We start from the raw sequence: 23,040 nt of genomic DNA on the forward strand, positions 1-23,040 counted from the left end.
TAAAATCACATAACATGTATAAAAAAAAAATTGTTATCTTAATCGACGGAAATTCTTATCTTTATAGAATATATTATGCAAAATATAAAAAAATAAAAGAAAATATACTTTGCACAAAAGTTATATATAGTATGTTATATATTTTAAAAAACATATTTTTAACATATAAACCAAATAACTTAATTGTAGTTTTTGATAGTAAAAGTAAAAATTTTAGAAAAAAAATATTCAATGAATATAAAGCAAATAGAACTAGTATGCCTAATTTATTAAAATTAATTTCTTCAAAATTTAAAAAAATTTTAATTAATATAGGCATACCAATTATCAGTATACCTACATTTGAAGCAGATGATGTTATTGGAACTTTATCAAAAGATGCAGAAAAAAATAAAGAATTTGTACTAATTGCAACATGTGATAAAGATTTAGCACAACTAGTAAATAAAAATATTTATATTTTAAATCATTTAAATAATAAAATTTTTAATATTCAAAAAATCAAAAAAAAATATGGTGTTACACCAGATTTAATAATTGATTTTTTAGCATTAACAGGTGATCAATCAGATAATATTCCAGGAGTAAAAGGTATTGGAAAAAAAACAGCTATAATATTAATAAATAAAATCGGTGGTATAAATAAAATTTACAAAAATATTTCAAATATTGTAAATTATAACATAAAAGGTCAAAAAAATATTATCAAAAAGTTAATAAAAGGAAAAAAAATGGCTTTCTTATCATATCAACTATCAAAAATTAAATCTAATATCATCTTAAAACAAAAATATAAAACGATAAATTTATTATCAATATTTTGTCCTTGCAAATCATATAATATTCAATATATTCACATAATATATAAACTTAAAAATATTATTCTTAAAAATACAGAAAAATATTACAAATAAGAATTATCAAAATAATATATTTTTAAAAAATTACGTACTTATAAAACCAAAAATCAATAATTTTTAATACATTTATTAAACCAATACATTTCACAGAAGAAAATAAAATAATTTTTATATTTTTAGAAAAATAAAATAATTGTTTTTTTAATAGTTTTATTTGTCTATTTTGACATGAAACATTCATTTTATCACACTTCGTTAATAAAATAACAATATTTATACATTGTTTACAATATCTTAAAAATTTAATATCTGTATCACGTAATAATCTTCTAATATCAATTAATAAAAATATACCTTTTAAACAACTACGGTATTTAATATAATTAAATACTAACGAATAATTTTTTTGTTTATTTTTATGTACCTTGGAATATCCATAACCAGGTAAATCTACGATACGCAAATTCTCATTCACTGAAAAAAAGTTAATTAAACTCGTCCTACCGGGATATTTACTAAATCGGGATAATTTTTTATTACGTGTTAAACAATTTATCAAAGTAGATTTTCCAGAATTAGAATAACCAATTAATGCAATTTCAATACCACAATCTTTAACATCCATACACTTTGCATATATTGAACTAGTTAAAAAATGCGTCATATGAAAATTAATAATCATAAATAAAATCTCTTATAATCATATAAAATATATATAATAAATATATTAAAAATAAACATACTATTATAAATAGTATCTTTGATGTCATTTATTATAATCTATGAATTTAATACAGGGAATCCAATGACGACTATACAAATTAGAAATATCGCTATCATTGCACATATTGATCATGGAAAAACAACTCTACTAGATCAAATATTAGAACAATCAGGTTCTTTAAATCAGTATAAAGAAAAATGTAATAGAATTATGGATTCAAATATCTTAGAAAAAGAACGAGGGATAACAATATTTTCTAAAAATACTGCTATTCAATGGAATAACTACAAAATTAATATTATCGATACTCCAGGACATGCAGATTTTGGAGGAGAAGTTGAACGCATACTATCTATGGTAGATTCTGTATTATTAATTGTTGACGCTGTAGATGGACCTATGCCTCAAACACGATTTGTTACAAAAAAGGCTTTTGAATATAATCTTAATCCAATTGTTGTTATTAATAAAATTGATAGAAACAATGCTCGTCCCGAATGGGTTATAGAAAAAATTTTTGATTTATTTATTAATTTGAATGCTACAGATAAACAACTAGATTTTCCTGTAATTTACACTTCAGCTATATCTGGAAAATCGGGTAGTGATTTAGATCACATAAAAAACGATATGTCAGCATTATTGCAAGCAATTATTAAATATACACCACCACCGAAAGTCAATCCAAATAATAACCTAAAGATACAAATTTCACAATTAAGTTATGACAATTATTTAGGTAATATAGGAATTGGGAAAATACAACAAGGATCTATTCATGTTAATCAAAAAGTATCAATTATTGATCATATGAAAAATATAAAATATGGACGAATTGGAAAAATTTTAAAATATTTAGGTTTAGAAAAAATTGAAACAAAAAATGCATTAGCTGGTGAAATTGTTGCTATTACAGGACTACCTGAATTAAAAATTTCTGATACAATTTGTGATCTTAAAAATATTCAAGCATTACCCCCAATAAAAATTGAACCTCCAACAGTTAACATATTACTTGCTGTAAATACATCCCCATTTTGTGGGAAAGAAGGAAAATATGTTACTGCAAATAACATTTATAATAGATTAAAAAAAGAAAGAATACATGATATTGCATTATGCATCAAACATACTAAGAATTCCAATACATTTTCTGTATCAGGAAGAGGAGAATTACATTTATCTATACTTATAGAAAATATGCGTAGAGAAGGATTTGAATTAGAAGTATCACGACCTAAAGTAATTTTAAAAAATAAAAATAATGTCCAAACAGAACCTTTTGAAAGCGTTATTATAGAAATTGAAGAACGTCACCAAGGTATCGTAATGGAATATATGGGACAAAAAAAAGCTAAAATGATAAATATATATTCAAATATCTCTGGTAGAATTCAACTGGAATATATTACTTCAAGTCGTTCATTAATTGGATTTCGTAATACGTTTATGAATATTACATCAGGCACTGGAATTATCTATTCTTCGTTTTTACATTATGATATAGCACAAAAAGATCAATTCAATCAAAGAAAAAATGGTGTTTTAATTTCTAATGCAACAGGTTTAGCATCAGGATTTGCATTATATAATCTACAAGATCGGGGAAAATTATTTATAGAACATGCTAATAAAGTCTATAAAGGACAAATTATTGGTATTCATAATCGTACAAATGATTTAACTGTAAACTGCCTCACCGGAAAAAAACTAACAAATATGAGAGCATCGGGTACTGATGATGCAATTACTTTAATTCCAGTTATAAAAATGACTCTAGAAAAAGCATTAGGATTTATCAATGACGATGAATTAATTGAAGTAACACCAAAATCTATACGTATCCGAAAAAAATTTCTTGAAGAAAATGATAGAAAAGTTGAACAACGTAAATTAAATAAAAAATAATCAAATAATAATTTTCGATATAAAAATAACTTATAAATATATTTTTTTTATATTATATAAGAACGAAAAATAGAGAAAGAGCTGGATTGATCCACTGCAAGACGGAATTTATTATTTTGAACATATTTACAATGTAGAATACATTGTATTAAAAATATATCATCTTGAATACACATTGCAAATAATACATTACCAATTTTTCTCCAAATATATCCATCATATATCTCTAATACAGAAAAATAATGCATAGAAATATTTGTTGTACCAACTAAACAATATAATTTTTTATTATTTATGTTTTTAAAATACATTTTAGAAATTATTTCTTGACCACAATAACAACCTTTCTGCAAATTAATACCATCTAAAAAATCTAAATTTATTTCCTTTGGAAAAAATTTCTGAAATGCAGGTTTTTCAAGTATTGGTACACCATCAATGATATCTAAATATAACCAATAATTTTTTACCATTAATATTCTATTATGTAGTAATATTTTTTTTAAATATAAAAACTGTTTCTTGTCGATCATCAATAAAAAACGTTCAATGGGAGATCCCAACCATAATATACAAGCATTGTTATGAAATACAACTGATGTTATACAATTAGGTATATTATTAAAATATGATAATAAAAATTCTTTAGCATGCTTTCCTATAATTCCCAATAAAAAATAATTATCTAATTTTTTAATTTTTATTTTTGAAAATATAGTATATTTCTTTAATGCAAATAATTGAATATCACAAATACTACTGCGTTGTATATAAAAACAATTATCTTGATTATGAAATAATCTTAATACGCCATTTACTTTACCATTTGCATTACAATTCGCACATAAAATATGCTTTTCATATTGTAAATTGAATAAATCAATAGTTACATGATTTTGTAAATACTGTTTATGTTCTATATCTGATACTTTAATAATAGACCACTCATTTAAATCTTCAACAACAAAATTATTTTGTACAAACTTATTCATATATAAAAATTTCATATACGTTCACTTTAAAATTACAATATCAATAATATATTTTATTATAACAAATAAATTTATTTCATATTTTGGTAAATATAACAAATATCATGTTAAATTTTTATAATTTAAATATAATACATATAATCAAAATAAATCAAATTATAACAAAAATAAGGTTCAAAAACAATTTATAATGAAAAAATTATGTTATAAAAAAATTAATCAAATAGATCAAAAAATAAAAAATTTAAAAAATATGATATATTGTCAATATGAAAAAGTATTATATATAATAAAAAATAATAAAAAAAAAAATAATACAAAATCGGAAACATCTTGCACAAGTCAAATTATAAAAGTTAAAGAAAATATATTAAATATACAAGAATTATTAAAATTATCTGTTGAAACAAATGATAATAGTCTTTTAAATGAATTACAAAAAGAGTTATACAAAATCCAAAAAAAAATTATAAATATAAAATATAATAATATTTTTCGAAAAAAATATGATAACTGTAATTGTTATATTGACATACAATCCGGATCAGGTGGAATAGATGCGCAGGACTGGTCAAAAATGTTATTACGTATGTATTTGAAATGGTTACACAAAAAAAAATTCAAGATAAAAATTATTCAAGAATCCTTTGGAGAAATTGCAGGTATTAAATCAGCTACTATACATGTAATTGGAAAATATGCATTTGGATGGTTAAGAACTGAAACAGGAATTCATAGATTAGTACGAAAAAGTCCTTTTGACTCAGGCCACCGACGCCATACTTCATTCAGTTCTATATTTATATACCCTGAAGTAGACAATACCAGTACAATTAAAATTAATCCCACTGATCTTAGAATTGATGTATATCGTGCTTCAGGAGCAGGAGGACAACATGTTAATAGAACAGAATCAGCCGTTCGTATTACACATTTACCAACATCTACAGTTACGCAATGTCAGAATGAACGGTCACAACATAAAAACAAAGAACACGCGTTAAAACAAATGAAATGTAAATTACATAATCTTGAAATAAAAAAAAAACAAAATGAAAAAAAAATTATCGAAGATAGTAAATCCCCTATTGGATGGGGCAATCAAATTCGATCATATATTTTAGATCATTCGCGGATTAAAGATAATAGAACAGGTATTGAAACTCGAGATATTCAATCAGTACTTAATGGAAATCTTGATATTTTTATTAAAAAAAGTTTAAATATAGGATTGTAGAAATAATATTATGATAATAAAAAAAGATATAAACAAAAAAATGAACTTACATAGTGAATATCAAATTAGAAAAAAAAAATTAATTAATCTTTTGACAACAGGATTTAATTTTCCTAACCAATTTAAACCAAATACTACTTTAAAACAAATAAATAAAAAATATTTGAATTATACACGAAAAGAATTATTCAAAATACATATTAATATCAAAATCGCAGGCCGGATTATAAAAAAACGAATTATGGGAAAAGCTGCATTTATTATTATTAAAGAAATGAATTCAGAAATTCAAATTTATGTTACAGAACAAAAAATATCCTCGGATTTCTATCAACACCAATTTAAAACATGGGATATTGGAGATATTATAGCAATAATAGGTAAAATTTTTAAAACAAAAACTGGGCAATTATCCGTATATTGTGAACAAACTATACTCTTAGTAAAATCATTAAGACCATTACCAGAAAAATTTCATGGTTTAACAGATCAAGAAATTCGTTATCGCAAAAGATATTTAGATTTATTGTCTAATAAAAATAGTATGGAAAATTTTATCAAAAGATCAAAAATTTTAAAAATAATTCGTAACTTTATGCACTTAAAAAAATTTATAGAAGTTGAAACACCAATGATGCAAAACGTACCAGGAGGTGCTACTGCTCGACCATTTATCACAAATCATAACACATTAGATATTCAAATGTATTTGCGTATTTCACCAGAATTATATTTAAAAAAATTAATTATTGGAGGATTTACAAAAATATATGAAATTAATAGAAATTTTCGTAACGAAGGTATTTCATATAAACATAATCCAGAATTTACTATGATGGAAATGTATATTGCTTACGCTGACCATAATGACTTAATGCAATTTATTATTATATTTTTACAACACATAGTACACCAACTTACTGGAAAAAACATTATTCAATACCAAGAACACATATTAAATATTAATACACCATTTCAAAAATTGACTATACAAGAAGCAATAGTATGCTATAATCCAAGTATTTATATAGATGATCTTAAAAATATTCAAAAAATAAAAAAAATTGCTCAATTATATAATATACCTATCCAAGAAAATTGGAATATTAATAAAATAATAATGAAAATTTTTGAAAATACTACAGAAAATAAATTAATTCAACCAACATTTATTACAGAATATCCTACTGAAATTTCACCATTAGCACGTCGAAATGATAAAAACAAAAAAATCTCTGAACGATTTGAATTTTTTATGGGAGGAATAGAAATAGGTAACGGATTTTCTGAATTAAATAACCCGAATGATCAAAAAAAACGTTTCTTAAAACAATACAACGAACAAAAGAAAATAAAAAATAATATATCTTTATACGATGCAGAATATGTTGAAGCTTTAGAATATGGCATGCCACCTACCGCAGGATTGGGTATTGGCATTGATCGTTTAATAATGCTTTTAACTAATCAAAACAACATTCGGGATGTAATATTATTTCCAACATTACGTCCAATAAAATAATATCAATGGTGTAAATATGAAAAATTTTTTTGAAAAAACAAAATTATTTAATAAAAATACTATACTAAAAATATTGAAAGAATATAGTGGACCAATCTGGATATATCAAGATGATATAATAAAAAAAAAAATTCATCAATTAAAAAAATTCGATATTATTAGATTTGCACAAAAATCATGCTCAAATATTCACATATTAAAACGAATGAGAAAATTAAATATTAAAATTGATGCTGTCTCAATAGGAGAATTAACACGTGCACTTGTAGCAGGATTTAAACCAGAAAATGATGAAATTGTTTTTACGTCTGATATTATGAATAAAGAAACATTACAAAAAATCATAACTAATAAAATTACAGTTAATGCGGGATCATTAAACATGCTTGAACAGTTAGGTAAATATTCTCCAGGACATCGAATATGGATACGTATTAATCCTAAATTTGGGCATGGACATAACCAAAAAACAAATACAGGAGGTGAAAATAGTAAACACGGTATATGGAATCCTGAGTTAGCTATACCTATCATTAAAAAATATAAACTCAATTTAATAGGTTTACATATGCATATAGGATCAGGTGTAGATTATATACACTTAAAAAAAGTGTGCGATGCTATGGTAAATCAAGCACTGTACTTAAATCAAGATATTCAATATATTTCTGCAGGAGGAGGATTATCTATTCCGTATAAAACAACAGATATACCAATTAACACTGAAAACTACTTTACATTATGGAATAATGCTAGAAATATTATTTCTAAGCATTTTAAACATAAAATTCAATTAGAAATTGAACCTGGTCGTTTTCTAGTAGGAGAATCTGGTATTTTAATAACTAAAATCCATGAAATAAAAAAAGTTGGACAAAAAATATTTACTTTAATAGATGCAGGATTTAATGATTTTATGCGACCAGTTTTATACGGTAGTTATCATGACATATCTATTATACCGATTGATAATAGATCGCTCCATACTAATAAATATATAAAAACAATCATAGGAGGTCCATTATGTGAATCAGGAGATGTATTCACACAAGACGAAAATGGAAAATTATTAGAAATACGACTACCAGAGATTAAAATTGGTGATTATCTTATTTTTCATAATACAGGTGCTTACGGTTCTTCTATGTCATCAAATTATAATAGTAGACCATTAATACCAGAAATATTAATTAAAAATAACATACCTAAAATCATCCGGAGACGACAAACAATAGAAGAATTATTAAAATTGGAACTTGAAATAAAATAAAAATATACTATGAAGAATAGTAAATTAAAAATTAATTTATAAATTAATAATTTATATAAAATCACCTAAATAATTATATTACTATAAAATACGAAAAATGAATATAGAAAATAAAAAATTTTATATAAAAACATGGGGTTGTCAAATGAATGAATATGATTCATTAACAATTTCTAGTACAATAAAAAAACATACATCATATATTGAAACAAAAAATTTTATTGAAGCAGAAATCTTAATTTTAAACACCTGTTCTATCAGAGAAAAAGCACAAGAAAAATTATTTCACCAATTAGGAAGATGGAAAAAATTAAAAAAAAAAAATAAAAACATAATTATTGCTGTAGGAGGATGTGTTGCTAATCAAGAAGGATCTAAAATACTAAAACGAGCAAAATTTGTAGATATTATTTTTGGTACACAAACATTACATCGTTTACCAGAGATGATTGTAGAAAAAATAAAAAATAAAAAATTTATTATTGATATTAGTTTTCCAAAACTAGAAAAATTTAAAAAAATTGTACCACCTAAATTTAATTCTTATTCTGCTTCAATATCTATCATGGAAGGATGTAATAAATATTGTTCATTTTGTATAGTACCGTATACAAGAGGAAAAGAAATAAGTAGACCATTTTATGATATTATAAATAACATTTTATATTTAGCAAAACATGGAATTAAAGAAATCCAACTACTAGGACAAAACGTTAATTCTTATAAAAGTACCGGAAATAATAATACAAAACATACATTTTCAGAACTACTAAAAAAAATTTCTTCTATTCCTATGATAGAAAGAATTAGATTTATTACTAGTAATCCTATGGATTTTACTGATGATATTATAAAAATATATGCAGAAACTCCAAAGTTAGTTAGTTTCTTGCATTTACCAATACAAAGTGGATCAAATAGAATTTTAAAATTAATGAAGCGCCCATATTCTGTTGAAGAATATAAAACTATTATTAATAAACTGAAAACAGTAAGGCCAAATATACAAATTAGTTCTGATTTTATTGTAGGTTTTCCAGGGGAAACAGAAAATGATTTTTCAGAAACCATGAAAATTATTTCTGAAATTAATTTTGATATGAGTTTTAGCTTTATATATTCCCCTAGACCAGGTACTCCAGCAGCAAAATTAAAAGATAATGTTAATATATCAGAAAAAAAAAACAGATTACAAACACTACAAAAAAAAATTAAAGAACAAATATCATATTGGAATAAAAAAATAATACACAGTCAACAAAAAATTTTAGTAGAAAAATCTCTTCCAAACACAAAAAATCAATTTCTTGGAACCACAGAAAATAATAGAAAAGTCATATTCAATAGTCAAAATGATGTATTAGGTAAAATTATCACAGTGAAAATTATTAAAAAAAAAAATAATTTTTTTGAAGGTATACAACAAATAATGTAATTTTAATATATGAAAAATATTACGCTGAATATAAAAAATAAAATTTATACGAATGTTTTTATCCCAAAAAAAAAAAAAATTCAAAAATGGATAAAAAAAATATTAAATAAAAAATTCGAAATTACCATTTGTATTGTAGATATTCAAAAAATTCAAGAAATAAATTTTATGTATCGAAAAAAATATCAACCAACTAATATATTATCTTTCTTATATCAAAAAAAATATAAAAATCATTTTTTATTAGGCGAATTAGTCATCTGTGAACAAATTATCACAGACGAGGCATATCTCCAGAAAAAATCTATAGAAGCACACTGGGCGCACATTATTATTCATGGAACACTACATTTGATAGGATATCATCATAAAAATAAAAAACAAAATAATATTATGCAAAAAATAGAAATTAATATAATGAAACAATTAGGTTATAACAACCCATATAAAAATTAAAAAATTATAGTGTATATAAAAATTTTAAACATATCAAATTATGAAATATAAATCATACAAATAATTTATTAAAATAATATAATTTAAAAAAAATATAAATAAAATAATCTCATTATATTAAATAATTCTTTCTGATAATTTACCTAAATCAAAAATATAAAATAAGATGTTATATTAAAAATAAAGAAATTATATTAAAAAAACCTATAATAATCAAATTATACTATTATCATAAAATCATTTATTATAAATATTTACTTTATATGAAAAAAATATATCAACCAAAAATATTAGAACCAATAGTACAAAAACACTGGGATCAAAATAAAACTTTTCAAGTTACCGAAAAAATTAATCAGAAAAAATATTATTGTTTATCTATGTTACCTTACCCTTCCGGGAAATTACATATGGGACATGTGCGCAATTATACAATAAGTGATGTAATTGCACGATACCAAAGAATGCTTGGAAAAAATGTATTACATCCCATGGGATGGGATGCTTTTGGGTTACCTGCAGAAGAAGCAGCAATAAGAAATAATACTATACCATCGCAATGGACTTTTAATAATATTAAATATATGAAAAACCAATTAAAAAAATTAGGTTTTAGTTATGATTGGACACGCGAAATTAATACATGTGATTCAAAATATTATCATTGGGAACAATGGTTTTTCAAAAAATTATATTCGTTAAATTTAGTATATAAAAAAACTGCTCTTATTAACTGGTGTAAAAGAGATAAAACAGTATTAGCAAATGAACAGGTTATTAATGGAACATGCTGGAGATGTCAAACAAAAATTACTCAAAAAGTAATACCACAATGGTTTATTAAAATTACCGAATATGCTGAAACTTTATTACAAGATTTAAAATTACTAAAAAAATGGCCAAAAAAAATCATAAAAATGCAAAAAAATTGGATTGGTCAATATTCAGGATTTAAAATTATATTGAATTTATATAATTCCAAAAAAAAAATAACAACATATACTACAAGACTAGATTTATTCTTTGGAGTAACATATATTGCAATATCTCCGCTACATAAATTAATAAAAAAAGAACTAACATCTTACGAAAGAAAAAAAATTATTCAAAACAATTACACCTTACATAATAATAAAGATAAAATAAAATATATAGGAAAACAAACATCAAGATATGCTGTACATCCCATAACAAAAAAAAAAATCCCAATATGGATTACTAATTATGTAAATATAGAATATAATATAAATAGTAAAATATGTTGTCCAGCACATAATCGTTATGATTGGGAGTTTGCAAAAAAATACAACATAAAAAAAAAATATGTCATATTTACACGCAAAACAAAAAAATCAATTAACACAAGTAATCCTATAGAAGAGCTAGGTAATCTATACAATTCATACGAATTTAATGGATTAAGTAGCCCAATCGCTACAAAAAAAATATTTAATATATTAAAACAAACTATTATCATTGAAAATATATATATATATCGATTACAAGATTGGAGTATATCACGTCAAAGATATTGGGGCACACCAATTCCAGTAGCATATAATAATAAAAAAATTACTCTAATACCAGATAATAAATTACCAGTATTATTACCTCCAATTAAAACAATAAATGACCTGCAAAATATTAATATAATATATAAAGAATGGTCAAAAACTAATATTAATGATACCTTTGCAAAAAAAGAAACAGATACATTCGACACTTTTATTGAATCGTCCTGGTATCACATACGATATACTGATCCAAATTATCCAGGTATGATTAATAAAAAAGCAGCAAATTACTGGTTACCAGTCGACCAATATATCGGAGGTATTGAACACGCTACAATGCATTTAATATACTTTCGTTTTTTTCATAAAGTATTATATCAATTAAAAATGGTGAATTCTCCAGAACCTGCTAAAAAATTATTATGTCAAGGAATGGTATTATCTGATACTTTTTACTATATCAATCCTAAAGGACAAAAAGAATGGATTCACCCGAAAAATATAATAATAAAAAAAAACAAACTAGGAAAAATCAAAAAAATTATTACAAAAGATAAGAAAGAAATTCAATATGCGGGAATGATGAAGATGTCTAAATCCAAAAATAATGGTATTGACCCCGAAGAGATGATTAAAAAATACGGATCTGACACTATTAGATTATTTATTATGTTTGCTGCGCCAGTACAATCAGATATAGAATGGAATGAATCAGGTGTAAAAGGTATGTATCGTTTTCTGCAAAAAATTTGGAATATGGTATACAAATACATCAATAATATTTATCAGAAACAGATCAAAAAAACATGCATCATCGCAGAAATTTTATCAATTGTACATAAAACCATTTTAAAAGTTTCAGAAGATATTCACCACCGGCAATCATTTAATACAGCAATATCTGAAATTATGAAATTTACCAACTACATAAATACTGTTTTTAATAAAACAGATATCAAAAAAAAAGAAATGAAAAATATATTAAATACTATTATTAAGATGTTACATCCATTCACACCACATATTACTTTTACTTTATGGAAAATATTAAATAATAATACTAATATTGATAATGAATCATGGCCAAAATATAATAAAAATCTTATTATTAATAATAATGTTAAATTCATTATTCAAATTAATGGAAAAAAAAAAGATATTTTAACAATACCATATGATACAACACAATATACAATACTTAAAATCATAAAAAAAGATTCAAAAATTTCAAAAATTATAAAAAATCAACTCATTAAAAAAACTATTTTCATATCCAATAAACTAATTAACCTGGTAATATAAAATATTATGGCTAATTACATTGAATATGATATGATTAAAAAAATATCAATTAAAAAACAAAATTGCTATTTCATAATAGAAGAAGACTTTTTTTTATCCAATGAAATTCAAAAAATAATACTCACACAATACAAAAAAGAAACATATCATATAATTAAAATACATATCAAATTACATGTTGATTGGAATATGGTATATCATGAATATCAACAAACAGAATTATTTTTTAAAAAAAAAGTACTAATTATTACTATTGATAAAAATAAATGTAATCATGAAACGATTTTTCATATAAAAAATATCATTCAACAAAAAAATAAAGAAATAATATTTATATTACATTATATAAATTTTTCCTATAAACACGATATAATTTTTTTTAAAAATATTATTGGATCAAATCAAATAATTATCAACTGTCGATATCTTAATATTAAAAAAACAAAATTATGGATTCAAAAAATAATATTAAATATGAAAATTAATTTAACAGAAGATATTATTGATTTATTATCAAATTTTTACGAAAAAAATTTACTAATGTTATTTAAAATGTTACAAGTATTAAAAATAATTAATACAAATAAAAATCTAACAAAAAAATATATAAAAAATATTTCAGTGAATCATATACAATTTAATATAAATCACTGGATATATGAATTATTTTCAAATCATAAACTACAAGCAATAAAAATATTAAATTATTTTAAAAAAAATAAATATAAAATACTATATTTATTACAAGCTATAAAAATTAATTTAATATATTTAATTCATATGAAATTAAATTACATTGATCAAAATTATTTCCATAAACATCAAAAAAAAATTATATTTTTTGAAAAAAAATTAAAATATAAAATACACATCAAACATATTAACTATAAAAAAATATATAAAATCATAAATTTTTTACAAAAAATAGATATATATTATAAAACCTTTCATCATCAATTATTATGGGAAAAACTTAAAATATTAATTATTATATTTTAATAATTCATACAAAATATCATATAAAAATATTTATGGCTCTTACAATATTAAATCTTACACAATTTAAATGTCCTGATACAATTTTTATGTTAAAAAAAAACATAAGAAATTTAAATAATAAAAATATTATATTAATTCTTACATGCGATATTTCTACAAAATGGGAAATACCACTATTTTGTAAATTTATGAAATATCAATTAATCACCAAAGAAATTACTTATCAACCATACAAATTTTTAATTAAAAAAAATAAAAAATAATATTTTTTATTATATTTAAGTATTTAAAATAATCATTAATGTTCTACGTAATGGTTCTGCTGCGCCCCATAATAATTGATCACCAACGGTAAAAATAGATAATAAATTTGAATCTATATTTAATTTTCTAATTCTACCAACAGCAATATTCAATGTTCCTGTTACAGCATACGGAGTTAATAAATTAATAGTTGATTCAAAATCATTGGGAATAATTTTTACCCAACTATTTTGTTCTTGGATAATATTAATAATATTATTATACGATAAATCTTTTTTTAATTTTATAGTAAATGACTGACTATGACACCGAAACGCACCAATTCTTACACAAGTACCATCAATTGGAATCATTTGATTTTTTTGTAATATTTTATTAGCTTCTGCTTGCACTTTCCATTCTTCTTTTGTTTGATAATTTTTCATACCATAATCAATCCACGGTAATACATTACCTGCTAAAGGCGCACGAAATTCTTTTTTAGGAAAACATTTATCGTAAATAGATTGTGACATTTTCTTCTCAATATCTATAATAGATTTTTCTATATTATTACAATCATTTTTAACTATATTATATAAATAACCCATTTGTTTTATTAATTCTAAAATATGTTTAGAACCTGCTCCAGATGCAGCTTGATATGTAGAAAATAATATCCAATCAATTAAATTATTAAAAAATAATCCACCTAAAGCCATTAACATTAAACTAACAGTACAATTACCACCAACAAAAGTTTTAATACCAGACTGAATAGCAAAATATATATCTTGTAAATTAATCGGATCTAACACAATTAACGCATTCTCATGCATTCTTAAAACAGAAGCTGCATCTATCCAATATCCATTCCAACCAGACTGACGTAATTTATTATATACATGATTAGTATACTCTCCACCTTGACATGATAAAATGATATTCATATTTTTTAAACAATCGATATTATATGCATCTTGTAAAATGTTTTCACCTTGAATATTTGGACCACTTGTACCTATTTCTGATGTTGAAAAAAAAATAGGATGCATTTTTTTAAAATCACCTTCATCAAGCATTCTTTGCATCAATACAGAACCAACCATACCTCTCCATCCGATAAAACCAACATTCATTTTCATAATATTATACTCGCAACAATGAAATTAATCGTATTATATCAAAACATCATATATTTATTTTTTTTATTATTTAAATAATAAATAATATATTTATATTATACATAAACAAATAATTTCAGAAAATTATTTTCTATAATATAAAAAATATTATTTCAATAATATCATTTACTTAACACCATAATAAATAATCATATAATACAGTAGAAATTTATTTGAAGATAAAAATTATAAATAATATACTTAACTTTTCATAAATATAAAAAAGGAAATATAATGAATGAAATGATTTCAACTACTATACTTTTAATATTAATTATGGACCCATTGGGCAATCTACCAATTGTTATGTCAATTTTAAAAAATTTGACACCAAAAAGACGTATTTTTGTACTATTGAGAGAAATGGTTATTGCTTTATCGATCATGTTTTTCTTTTTATTAGCCGGAGAAAAAACTTTATCAATACTTGATTTAAAAGCAGAAACAGTATCAATTGCAGGAGGAATTATTTTATTTTTAATAGCAATAAAAATGATTTTTCCAGATGATCAAACAAATGATAAAAAAAACGATTTAACAGAACCATTTTTAGTACCTTTAGCTATACCTTTAGTAGCTGGACCATCATTATTAGCAACATTAATGTTATTATCTCATCAATATTCAAACCAGTTATTATCGCTATCATTATCGCTATTTATTGCCTGGAGTACAACTGTAATCATTCTCGCATTATCAGATATATTTTTAAAATGTTTAGGTCCAAAAGGGGTAAATGCATTAGAAAGATTAATGGGATTAATATTAATTATGTTATCAACACAAATGTTTCTAGATGGAATTACAACATGGTGTAAACTATAAATTTAAAAGATCACAATCAATAATACATTGCAAATATTATAGTTTATATAAAACATGATTTTTTAAAAATATATTAATTAAATATACTATATAAAAAATGAAAACTTAATATATAAAAAATAAAAATTTTTATCACATAAAATATTTCTAATAATTTATAAAAAATGAGTATTCTATGCATAGCATACATAATAAAAATATTATTCATATGACAGATTTAGATTTAAATAAAAAAAAAGTATTAATCAGAGTTGATTTTAATGTTCCTATCAAAAATAACCAAATATTATCAGATGATCGTATCCAAGCAAGTATTCCAACAATTAATTTTGCATTAAAAAAAAATGCTAAAGTTATTTTAATGTCACATATTGGTAGACCAAAGGAAGGTCAAATCAACCATAATTTATCCATTACACCCATTGTAAAATATTTAAAAAAAATATTTCATAAATATAATGTATATTTTAGTAAAAGTTTACAACACGTACCAATTAAACCGGGTGAATTATTAATATTAGAAAATGTTCGATTTAATATTGGGGAAAAAACTAATGATAGTCAACTATCTAAAAAATATGCAGAATTATGCGACATATTTGTTATGGATGCATTTGGTAGTGCTCACAGGAAAGAAGCTTCTACTTATGGAGTAGGGTTATATGCTAAAATAGCATGCGCTGGACCTTTATTAGTATCTGAAATTAATGCCTTAACAAAAGCTTTACAAAATCCCCAACGACCCATGGTTTCTATTGTAGGAGGCGCAAAAATATCTACAAAATTTCAATTATTAAAAAAATTATCTATGATTTCAGATATTGTAATCGTTGGAGGAGGTATTGCAAATACATTTTTAGCTATTGATTACAATATTGGAAAATCTCTACATGAAAAAAAATTTATTCCATTGGCTAAAAAATTACGCGCGAGAAATAATATATTAATACCAGTTGATTCAAGAATAGGCACAGAATTTTCAGATAAAAGTATTGCTATAAATAAAAAACCATCTGAAATTAAAGAAAACGAAGAAATTATGGATATTGGTAACAAAAGTATTAAAAAAATCACTCAAGTGATTCAAACAGCAAAAACTATTTTATGGAATGGACCAATGGGTGTATTTGAATTTAAAAATTTTTCTATAGGAACAAGAAAATTAGCAAAAAGTATTGCTATTAGTAAAGCATTCTCCATAGCAGGTGGAGGAGAAACAATTAACGTCATCAATATGTTTGATATTAAAAATAATATATCTTATATCTCAACAGGAGGAGGTGCCTTTTTAGAATTTGCAGAAGGTACAAAACTACCTGCAATACATATGTTAGAATTATCAAAAAAAAAACATAATATAAATAATACAATCTAAAAATATTAAAATAAAATAAAAATTTATAAAAAGGAAAAGTATGTTAAATAATATTAAACCGGGAGTAATTTTTGGAAAAGATATACATAAAATATTTAAATTAGCAAAAAAAAAAAAATTTGCAATACCAGCCATTAATTGCACTAATATATATACTATTAACGTAGTACTAGAAACTGCTGCTAAAATGAAATCTCCAGTTATAATTCAATTCTCTTACAGTGGATCTATGTTTATAGCAGGAGAAAATATACATAGTATATCAAATATTCAAAAATCAGTTTTAGGTGCCATTTCTGCAGCAAAACACGTACATTTAGTATCAAAATATTATGATATACCAGTAATATTAAGTACCGATCATTGCCACATCGATATATTACCTTGGATTGATCATCTCATTCATCATAGTGAAAAAAATTTCAAACAAACAGGACATCCAATTTTTTCTTCTCATATGCTGGATTTATCAAAAGAAAGTATCGAAAAAAATATAAAAATATGCAAAAAATACCTACATAAGATGCAAAAAATAAATATATTTTTAGAGATTGAATTAGGTTGTACAGGAGGTGAAGAAGATGGTATCGATAATAGTAATATAAATACCGAATTATTATACACTCACCCTAAAGACGTAAATTATGCATATAAAAAACTGATTAATATTAGTCCCGATTTCACTATAGCAGCAGCATTTGGTAATGTTCATGGAGTATATCAACCGGGAAATGTACATTTAAAACCTAAAATTTTATATAACACACAGAATTATATCAGAAAAAAAAACAATCTTAAATCTAAAAAACCAATTAATTTCGTATTTCATGGAGGATCTGGGTCATCTGTAAAAAATATTGCCGAAGCTATTGAATATGGAGTAGTTAAAATGAATGTTGATACTGATATACAATGGGCATCCTGGAAAGGTATTTTAGAATATTATAAAAAAAATCGGTTATATTTACAAACACAATTAGGTAATCCTAAGGGATTACATCATCCAAATAAAAAATATTATGATCCAAGAAAGTGGATAAAAGAATCAAAACTTTCTATATCTAAACAACTAATCCAAATATTTAAAACATTAAACGCATATAACTTATGGTAAATATATATTCTGAAAAATAAATTAGTCTTTAGGAGTAAAACATGCAAGAATGTAACGTAATTAATAATATGAATTATATAAGTCACTGGATTATACTACATCAAAAAATATTAATACAATATATTATTAATATAATATCAGCGATTATTATTATGTTAACTGGTATTTTTACTTCTAAAGTCATTGCTAAAACATTTAAAAAAATCTTATATCATCGAAAAATCGATACTACAATATCAGATTTTCTTACTATCATTACACGATATATTGTCATCACTATTAGTACAATTATTGCTTTAGGTAGATTAGGAGTACAAACAACATCAGTTATAGCTATTTTAGGCGCTGCTGGTATGGCAATTGGATTAGCATTACAAGGTTCTTTATCGAATTTTGCAGCAGGAGTTTTGTTAATTATATTCAGCCCACTACGCGTAGGAGAATATGTAGTTTGTAAAAATGTTGCGGGTACTGTATTAAATATACACGTATTTTATACTACATTAAAAACATTAGATGGAAAAATTATCGTTGTTCCAAATGGTAAAATTACATCTAATAATATTATAAATTATTCTAGAGAACCATGTCGAAGAAATGAATTCATAATTAATGTTACCAATAATACTAATGTTGATTTAGTAATTAAAGTTTTAAAAGATGTAATGTATAATGAACCTAGAGTTTTAAAAAATAAAGATATCATAGTTGGACTCAATAAATTAGAACCGTACTCGATGAATTTTATTGCTCGCTGTTGGAGTAATACAAATATTTTAAATACAGTATATTGGGATCTAATGGTACAATTCAAAAAAGCGTTAGATGATAATAAAATAAAATCACCTTGTAAGAAATTAAAAATATATATTAAAAAAACTAATTATGTTACATAAAATTAAATAACCAATTGTTTATACCTTTGCGGGAGCTGGACTTGAACCAGCGACCTTCGGGTTATGAGCCCGACGAGCTACCATACTGCTCCACCCCGCTACTTTTTATATTGTATACTATAACAATATAAAAATCAATATTAAAATACAAAAATATTATATATTATAATTATCAATAAAAATCAAACGAAAAATATTATGAACAACAATACAAACAACAATAAAGAAAATAAAATAAAAATCATTCAAAGTGATATCATTTCTAAAGATGCAAAAATAGCGATTATAGTACCTCGGTTTAATAATTTTATCAATATAAATCTATTAAATGGTGCTATTGATATCTTAAATAGAATGGGTCAGGTAAAAAATGAAAATATTACAATTATAAAAATTCCTGGATCATATGAAATCCCAATTATTGCAAATATTCTTACACATAAGTGTAAATACCATGGTATCATTGCGTTGGGAACAATTATAAAAGGAGAAACAATTCATTTTCATACCCTTTCATCTGATATTACTACAAAAATATCTAATATTAGTATAAAAACAAACATACCCATTGCATTAGGAATTCTAATGACAGAAAATATTGAACAAGCAATACATCGATCAGGAGCAAAATTGGGTAATAAAGGCAGCGAAGCTGCATTAACAATATTAGAAATGATTAATGTGATAAAAAATATTACGAAATAATAAATTTTTTATATATCAAATGTAATATTATAAACAATTAAATTTCATTTTAAAATATAACATACAACAACGAATGAATGAATTTGTAAAAAATAATATACAATACTTGAAAGATCAGTATTATATGAATAAAGCAATTCAATTAGCTAAAAAAGGAATGTATACCGCACGTCCTAATCCCATAGTGGGATGTATCATTACTAAAAAAAATAGAATCGTAGGTACTGGATGGCATCAAAAATCAGGTGAATATCATGCAGAAGTATATGCTATTAATATGGCAGGATTATTATCAAAAAATGCTACAGCATATATTTCCTTAGAACCTTGTAATCACTTTGGTAAAACACCTCCGTGTTGTGATTTAATTATTTCATCTGGAATTAAAAGAGTAGTTGTTGCCATTTTAGATCCAAACCCAATTATGTCTGGTAAAAGCATTGAATATTTAAAATCAGCAGGAATATCAGTAACAATTGGAATCATGTCAGAAGAAGCTAAGAAAATTAATTTAGGATTCTTTAAGAGAATGACAACAGGAATTCCATGGATACAATTAAAAATGGCAATTTCTATTGATGGAAAAATAGCTATGGAAAGTGGAGAAAGCAAATGGATTACTGGAATCCATGCAAGAAAAGATACACATCAATTTCGTGCATTAAGCTCAGCTATTTTAAGTACTAGTAAAACTATTTTAAATGATAATCCCACACTAACTGTAAGATATTGCATTGAAAAATTTCATCAAAAAAAATACGTACAACCCGTCAGAATAATTATCGATAGCAAAAACCAAATACAACCAAAACATAAAATTATAAAAGATGATACAAGTGAAATATGGCTAATTAAATTACATCAAGACCAAAACATTTGGCCTAAACATGTTAAACAAATTATAATATCAAAATACAAAAAAAATATTAATTTAAAAGAACTTTTTAAATTATTAGGTGTATATCAAATAAATACAGTATTTGTAGAATGCGGTGCACATTTATTTAGTAGTATGATTCAATTAAAATTAGTTGATGAAATAATTTTATATATTGCACCAAAAATGCTAGGAAATGTAGCACAACCATTATATTATGAATTACAGAAATTTACTTTAGATAAAGTAAAAAAATTTATTTTTACACATATTAAAAAAATTGGATCCGATATACGTATAATATTAAAACCAATATTTTAATATATACAATTTTAAAATGTTTGTATACAATTAAAATGTAAAGAATAAAACAATTAATCCAGGATAATAAAGATGACCCCTAAATTTAGAAAACGTACAAGAAAATATGTAATACAGGCTCTTTATACCTGGGAAATTTCAAGAAGTAGTATTTCAAATATCAAAAAACAATATCTAGAAAAAATTAACATACAAAAAATAGATATTGAATATTTTAATAGTGTTATTACAAATATAATTAATAATTATAAAGAATTAGATATTCTAATAAAATCATGTCTCCATAGAAAATTACAAGAAATAGGACAAATTGAAAAAGCAATATTAAGATTATCTTTTTATGAATTATATAATAGAACAGATATTCCATATAAAGTATCAATTAATGAAAGTATTGAATTAGCTAAATTGTTTGGTACAGACAATAGTTATAAATTTATTAATGGTGTATTGCAAAATGCAGCTAATAAAATTCATAACAAAACATCATAAAAATATTATTCTGGTATTTTAATATAATAAAAATACATCAGTTTCAATAAATAACATATAACAATAAAAATTATAATTTAATACTTATAAATTTTAATAATATTTAATACAAAGAATCATCATATAACAATCAATCTTTTTTAAAAATAATATTAAAACTCTCATAATATTACTTTATGAAAAATATAATATATTTAAATCAATTATAGAATATATTTATCATCTGATAAAAAATATATAATAAAAATTTTTATCACAAGATGTACCAAATTCATTTTTATATCACTAAGTTTCATATTTTCATATTAAATATATATATTTTATAAAAATATATCATATAAAATCAAATATTTAAGAAATCTTATATAAATTATGCTCATACTTATAAAGTAATCTTATTAACACTAAAAATATTATTAATAAAATATCTCAATTATAAAATCATCATCTTTCATTAGTAAATATAATAATAAATAATACCAGAATTAAAAATTAACTAATATGATTTTGTAAAAACATAAATAATAACATTATCAATGATAATTGATACAAAATAAAAGATAACTATGGAATATAATATACAAATTATCTTACTAAATAAAATATTTCATTTATGGAAAAATATATCTTTCAATTATAATAAAATTAATACTTAATAAAATATTTTCCTCACATCATTAATATTCGTTTTTAAATTCATATATTTTTGATATAATTAATAATTATTTTCTACATAAATATATAAAAATTTATCATTATAAATATTTCAAATAACTCATCGCTTATATT

At 23.1% G+C, this 23,040-nt stretch carries 20 protein-coding genes and 1 tRNA gene; 17 read left to right on the plus strand and 4 right to left on the minus strand.

The genetic code is table 11. The annotated features are described in order from the left end of the window. Nucleotides 1-14 precede the first annotated feature (14 nt). Complete coding sequence (locus D9V78_RS01420; RefSeq protein WP_158350708.1) at nt 15-914, plus strand: 5'-3' exonuclease H3TH domain-containing protein; 900 nt, start codon at nt 15-17, stop codon at nt 912-914. Nucleotides 915-936: 22 nt separating this feature from the next. Here the strand turns inward: D9V78_RS01420 and yihA are convergent, their stop codons facing one another. After that, nucleotides 937-1,542, minus strand: coding sequence for a ribosome biogenesis GTP-binding protein YihA/YsxC (gene yihA, locus D9V78_RS01425; protein WP_158350710.1), 606 nt, complete (start codon nt 1,540-1,542; stop codon nt 937-939). 123 nt (nt 1,543-1,665) lie between these two features. Here yihA and typA point away from each other — a divergent pair, with 123 nt between their 5' ends. After that, nucleotides 1,666-3,492: a translational GTPase TypA gene (typA, locus tag D9V78_RS01430; RefSeq protein WP_158350712.1), complete on the plus strand. Its 1,827-nt coding sequence runs from the start codon at nt 1,666-1,668 to the stop codon at nt 3,490-3,492. Nucleotides 3,493-3,539: 47 nt separating this feature from the next. Here the strand turns inward: typA and ygfZ are convergent, their stop codons facing one another. Next, nucleotides 3,540-4,484, minus strand: a complete 945-nt coding sequence (gene ygfZ, locus D9V78_RS01435) for a tRNA-modifying protein YgfZ (RefSeq protein WP_187306102.1) — start codon at nt 4,482-4,484, stop codon at nt 3,540-3,542. 190 nt (nt 4,485-4,674) lie between these two features. Here ygfZ and prfB point away from each other — a divergent pair, with 190 nt between their 5' ends. The 8 genes from prfB (at nt 4,675) to D9V78_RS01475 (ending at nt 14,482) form a co-directional block, all read left to right on the plus strand. Further along, nucleotides 4,675-5,721, plus strand: a complete 1,047-nt coding sequence (prfB, locus tag D9V78_RS01440; RefSeq protein WP_158350716.1) for a peptide chain release factor 2 — start codon at nt 4,675-4,677, stop codon at nt 5,719-5,721. A 10-nt stretch (nt 5,722-5,731) separates the two neighbouring features. Further along, nucleotides 5,732-7,243: a lysine--tRNA ligase gene (gene lysS, locus D9V78_RS01445; RefSeq protein WP_158350718.1), complete on the plus strand. Its 1,512-nt coding sequence runs from the start codon at nt 5,732-5,734 to the stop codon at nt 7,241-7,243. A gap of 16 nt (nt 7,244-7,259) precedes the next feature. Continuing rightward, the gene (lysA, locus tag D9V78_RS01450) at nt 7,260-8,513 is read left to right on the plus strand and encodes a diaminopimelate decarboxylase (protein WP_158350720.1); all 1,254 of its coding nucleotides are present in this window, start codon (nt 7,260-7,262) and stop codon (nt 8,511-8,513) included. A 97-nt stretch (nt 8,514-8,610) separates the two neighbouring features. After that, a complete protein-coding gene (miaB, locus tag D9V78_RS01455; protein WP_158350722.1) occupies nt 8,611-9,948 on the plus strand; it encodes a tRNA (N6-isopentenyl adenosine(37)-C2)-methylthiotransferase MiaB in 1,338 nt (445 codons plus the stop codon). A gap of 9 nt (nt 9,949-9,957) precedes the next feature. After that, nucleotides 9,958-10,404, plus strand: a complete 447-nt coding sequence (gene ybeY / locus D9V78_RS01460; RefSeq protein WP_158350724.1) for an rRNA maturation RNase YbeY — start codon at nt 9,958-9,960, stop codon at nt 10,402-10,404. Between the two features lie 263 nt (nt 10,405-10,667). After that, a complete protein-coding gene (gene leuS / locus D9V78_RS01465; protein ID WP_158350726.1) occupies nt 10,668-13,220 on the plus strand; it encodes a leucine--tRNA ligase in 2,553 nt (850 codons plus the stop codon). A 6-nt stretch (nt 13,221-13,226) separates the two neighbouring features. Continuing rightward, the gene (locus tag D9V78_RS01470) at nt 13,227-14,219 is read left to right on the plus strand and encodes a DNA polymerase III subunit delta (RefSeq protein ID WP_158350728.1); all 993 of its coding nucleotides are present in this window, start codon (nt 13,227-13,229) and stop codon (nt 14,217-14,219) included. Nucleotides 14,220-14,251: 32 nt separating this feature from the next. Beyond that, the gene (locus D9V78_RS01475; protein ID WP_158350730.1) at nt 14,252-14,482 is read left to right on the plus strand and encodes a sulfurtransferase TusA family protein; all 231 of its coding nucleotides are present in this window, start codon (nt 14,252-14,254) and stop codon (nt 14,480-14,482) included. Nucleotides 14,483-14,497: 15 nt separating this feature from the next. On the opposite strand, the gene asd is transcribed toward D9V78_RS01475, so the two are convergent. Continuing rightward, nucleotides 14,498-15,607: an aspartate-semialdehyde dehydrogenase gene (gene asd, locus D9V78_RS01480; RefSeq protein ID WP_158350732.1), complete on the minus strand. Its 1,110-nt coding sequence runs from the start codon at nt 15,605-15,607 to the stop codon at nt 14,498-14,500. Between the two features lie 273 nt (nt 15,608-15,880). On the opposite strand from asd, the gene D9V78_RS01485 reads away from it, so the two are divergent. From D9V78_RS01485 to mscS, 4 genes are all read left to right on the plus strand, one after another. Then, on the plus strand, nt 15,881-16,471 hold the full coding sequence (locus D9V78_RS01485) for a YhgN family NAAT transporter (protein WP_158350734.1): 591 nt from the start codon (nt 15,881-15,883) through the stop codon (nt 16,469-16,471). A gap of 175 nt (nt 16,472-16,646) precedes the next feature. Next, nucleotides 16,647-17,846, plus strand: coding sequence for a phosphoglycerate kinase (locus D9V78_RS01490; protein ID WP_158350736.1), 1,200 nt, complete (start codon nt 16,647-16,649; stop codon nt 17,844-17,846). A gap of 40 nt (nt 17,847-17,886) precedes the next feature. After that, nucleotides 17,887-18,960: a class II fructose-bisphosphate aldolase gene (gene fbaA / locus D9V78_RS01495; protein ID WP_158350738.1), complete on the plus strand. Its 1,074-nt coding sequence runs from the start codon at nt 17,887-17,889 to the stop codon at nt 18,958-18,960. A 41-nt stretch (nt 18,961-19,001) separates the two neighbouring features. Continuing rightward, a complete protein-coding gene (gene mscS / locus D9V78_RS01500; RefSeq protein ID WP_158350740.1) occupies nt 19,002-19,856 on the plus strand; it encodes a small-conductance mechanosensitive channel MscS in 855 nt (284 codons plus the stop codon). 26 nt (nt 19,857-19,882) lie between these two features. Here the strand turns inward: mscS and D9V78_RS01505 are convergent. Beyond that, a tRNA-Met gene (locus D9V78_RS01505) sits at nt 19,883-19,956 on the minus strand. 134 nt (nt 19,957-20,090) lie between these two features. On the opposite strand from D9V78_RS01505, the gene ribE reads away from it, so the two are divergent. The 3 genes from ribE (at nt 20,091) to nusB (ending at nt 22,251) form a co-directional block, all read left to right on the plus strand. After that, the gene (ribE, locus tag D9V78_RS01510) at nt 20,091-20,561 is read left to right on the plus strand and encodes a 6,7-dimethyl-8-ribityllumazine synthase (protein WP_158350969.1); all 471 of its coding nucleotides are present in this window, start codon (nt 20,091-20,093) and stop codon (nt 20,559-20,561) included. A 73-nt stretch (nt 20,562-20,634) separates the two neighbouring features. Then, nucleotides 20,635-21,759, plus strand: a complete 1,125-nt coding sequence (ribD, locus tag D9V78_RS01515; protein WP_261978883.1) for a bifunctional diaminohydroxyphosphoribosylaminopyrimidine deaminase/5-amino-6-(5-phosphoribosylamino)uracil reductase RibD — start codon at nt 20,635-20,637, stop codon at nt 21,757-21,759. Nucleotides 21,760-21,831: 72 nt separating this feature from the next. Next, nucleotides 21,832-22,251 carry a transcription antitermination factor NusB gene (gene nusB / locus D9V78_RS01520; RefSeq protein ID WP_158350742.1) on the plus strand — a complete coding sequence of 140 codons (420 nt, stop codon included), beginning with the start codon at nt 21,832-21,834 and terminating at the stop codon, nt 22,249-22,251. The last annotated feature ends 789 nt before the right edge of the window (nt 22,252-23,040 follow it).

This window comes from Buchnera aphidicola (Sarucallis kahawaluokalani) (genome assembly GCF_005080725.1).
GTDB lineage: Bacteria > Pseudomonadota > Gammaproteobacteria > Enterobacterales > Enterobacteriaceae > Buchnera_L > Buchnera_L aphidicola_AF.